Source organism: Streptomyces recifensis, from assembly GCF_002154615.1.
Lineage (GTDB): Bacteria > Actinomycetota > Actinomycetes > Streptomycetales > Streptomycetaceae > Streptomyces > Streptomyces griseoluteus.
In genome coordinates, this window is record NZ_MUNH01000783.1 from 1 (window position 1) to 2,688 (window position 2,688).

At 72.7% G+C, this 2,688-nt stretch carries 5 protein-coding genes; 3 read left to right on the top strand and 2 right to left on the bottom strand.

Annotated elements, in window-relative coordinates:
- The 3 genes from CCN33_RS29660 to CCN33_RS29670 all read left to right on the top strand — a co-directional run.
- The coding region (locus CCN33_RS29660) for a DoxX family protein (RefSeq protein ID WP_483027263.1) at positions 1-186 on the top strand (186 nt) is incomplete at its 5' end.
- Positions 183-644 carry a peroxiredoxin gene (locus CCN33_RS29665; RefSeq protein ID WP_086696425.1) on the top strand — a complete coding sequence of 154 codons (462 nt, stop codon included), beginning with the start codon at positions 183-185 and terminating at the stop codon, positions 642-644. The genes CCN33_RS29660 and CCN33_RS29665, both read left to right, overlap by 4 nt.
- Positions 645-742: 98 nt before the next feature.
- Entirely contained in the window at positions 743-1,717 is a 975-nt protein-coding gene (locus CCN33_RS29670; protein ID WP_086696426.1) for a TauD/TfdA dioxygenase family protein, read from the top strand.
- A gap of 9 nt (positions 1,718-1,726) precedes the next feature.
- Here the strand turns inward: CCN33_RS29670 and CCN33_RS29675 are convergent, their stop codons facing one another.
- The gene (locus tag CCN33_RS29675; protein WP_086696427.1) at positions 1,727-2,392 is read right to left on the bottom strand and encodes a response regulator; all 666 of its coding nucleotides are present in this window, start codon (positions 2,390-2,392) and stop codon (positions 1,727-1,729) included.
- Positions 2,389-2,688, bottom strand: a 300-nt coding sequence (locus CCN33_RS29680) for an ATP-binding protein (RefSeq protein WP_341866601.1), incomplete at its 5' end; no start/stop codon positions are given. The genes CCN33_RS29675 and CCN33_RS29680, both read right to left, overlap by 4 nt.

Genomic DNA, 2,688 nt, shown 5'->3' on the forward strand with positions numbered 1-2,688 from the left:
ACCCCGACGAAGAAGGCGGCCGCCGCCTTCTTCGTCGGGGTCTTCCCGGCCAACGTGAAGATGGCCGTCGACTGGCGGCACCGGCCCGCCCCGCAGCGCACCGCCTCCCTCGCCCGGCTGCCCCTCCAGGTGCCGCTGGTGCTGTGGGCCCGGGGTGTCGCCCGTACCGCGAAGGGACAGTCATGAGCCTCCAAGTAGGCGACCTCGTCGACGACTTCACGCTGCCGGACGAGACCGGCACCGAGCGGCGGCTGACGGAACTGCTGGCCGATGGTCCCGTGGTGCTGTTCTTCTACCCGGCCGCCCTCACCCCCGGCTGCACCGCCGAGGCGTGCCACTTCCGCGACCTGGCGGGCGAGTTCGCCGCCGCCGGGGCCCAGCCCGTGGGGATCAGCGGCGACACCGTCGAAAAGCAGCAGGAGTTCGCCGGGCGGCACACCCTCGGCATGCCCCTGCTCTCGGACACCGACGGCACGATCCGGGAACGCTTCGGCGTCAAGCGGGGCTTCACGCTCGCGCCCACCAAGCGGGCCACCTTCGTCATCGGGCGGGACCGCACGATCCTGGAGATCGTCCGCAGCGAACTGCGCATGAACACCCACGCCGACCGGGCTCTGGCCGCGCTGCGGGCGGCGAAGGGCTGATCTCCCGTACGGGAGGTGGCCGGGGCGTCCTCGCCAAGACCACCGTCCGGCTGACACGATCAAGGGGAGCCCGTACGACGACCCCCGGGAGCGCAGACATGGCCACGGACAGCAGTTCGGCGCAGCGGCCCCGGCGCGGCGAGGGCGTGGCGGTGAAACCGGTCGCCGGACACATCGGCGCCGAGATCACCGGCGTCGACCTCGCCGCACCGCTCGACGACTCCCTGGTGGCGCTGATCAGGGACACGATGCTGCGCTGGAAGGTCGTCTTCTTCCGCGACCAGCGGCTCGACCACGCCGGGCACGTGGCCTTCGCCCGCCGCTTCGGCGAGCCCGTGGTGCTGCGCAAGCGGGGGAGCGCCTCGCCGGAGGGGTTCCCCGAGGTGGAGACGACCGCCGACCGGCTGGAGCTGGGCGGCCGGTTCGGGATGGAGCACGAGGAATGGCTGCGCCGGCGCCGGCACACCCTGCTGCGCGGCTGGCACTGCGACCACGGAGCCCGGATCGACCCGCCCGCCGCGACCATCCTGCGCGCCGAGACCGTACCCCCGTACGGCGGCGACACCACCTGGGCCAACCTGGCCGCCGCCTACGCCGGGCTGTCCGCGCCGGTGCGCGCCTTCGTGGACGGGCTGCGGGCCGAGCACCGGCTCGGGGTCGGCTACCAGCCCCGGCCCGGAGACGACGCGTACCTGCGCCACCTCCTGGACCACCAGGTCGCCTCCGAGCACCCCCTGGTCCGGGTGCACCCGGAGACGGGGGAGCGGGTGCTGTTCGTCAACGGCTACTACCTGGAGCAGATCACCGGGGTCTCCCGCCCCGAGAGCGCGGCCCTGCTGGAGATGCTGCTGGAGCAGGTGGTGCGGCCGGAGTACACCGTCCGCTTCCGCTGGGAGCCCGGCAGCGTCGCCTTCTGGGACAACCGGGCCACCGTCCACCTCGCCCCCGGCGACACCGCCCACGTCGGCCACCCCCGGATCATGCACCGGGTCATGCTCCAGGGCGATGTGCCGGTGGGCGTGGACGGCATCGCGTCAAAGCCGCTGGTGGGCACCGAGCCCGGACGCTGGTAGCCCCCTGGTTCAGCCCGGTGTGACCAGCCGCGCCTCGTAGGCGAACACGGCCGCCTGGGTGCGGTCCCGCAGGCCCAGCTTCACCAGGATGCGGCTCACATGGGTCTTGATGGTGGAGTCGGCCACCACCAGCCGCTCGGCGATCTCGGCGTTCGACAGGCCCTGCGCGATCAGCACCAGCACCTCCGTCTCCCGCTCGGTCAGCTCGCCGTAGGCCGCGTGGGCGGCCGGCATCAGGCGGGGGGCCTCGGACAGGCGGGAGAACTCGTGGATCAGCCGCTTGGTGACCGTCGGCGCGAGCAGCGCCTCACCGGAGGCCACCACCCGCACGCCGTCGGCGAGTTGGCGCGCGGAGGCGTCCTTCAGCAGGAAGCCGGAGGCCCCGGCCCGCAGGGCCTGGTACACGTACTCGTCCAGGTCGAAGGTGGTGAGTACCAGCACCTTCGCCGTCGCGTCCGCCGCGATGATCTCGCGCGTCGCCTCGATGCCGTTCACCTCCGGCATGCGGATGTCCATCAGCACGACGTCCGGGGCGAGTTCACGTACCCGCCCGACCGCCTCCCGGCCGTTGACCGCCTCGCCGACCACCTCGATGTCCGGCATCGCGTTCAGCAGGACCGAGAAGCCCTCGCGGACCATCATCTGGTCGTCGGCGATCACCACGCGGATCGTCATGCCTCACCCTCGATCGGGGCGGCCGCCGGGACCGGCAGGAACACGGCCACCTCGTAACCGCCCTCGGCCGTCGGGGATGCCGTCATCTCGCCGTTGAGCATGGAGACGCGCTCCCGCATGCCCGTGATGCCGTGACCGGCGCCGGGGGAGGGCTTGATGAGACCCGGCGCGGGCGGGGCCCCGTTGACCACGCGCAGGCCCAGACCGCCGAGCACGTACCCGATCTCCACCCTGGCGTCCGCGCCCGGCGCGTGCCGCAGGGTGTTGCTGAGCGCCTCCTGCACGATCCGGTACGC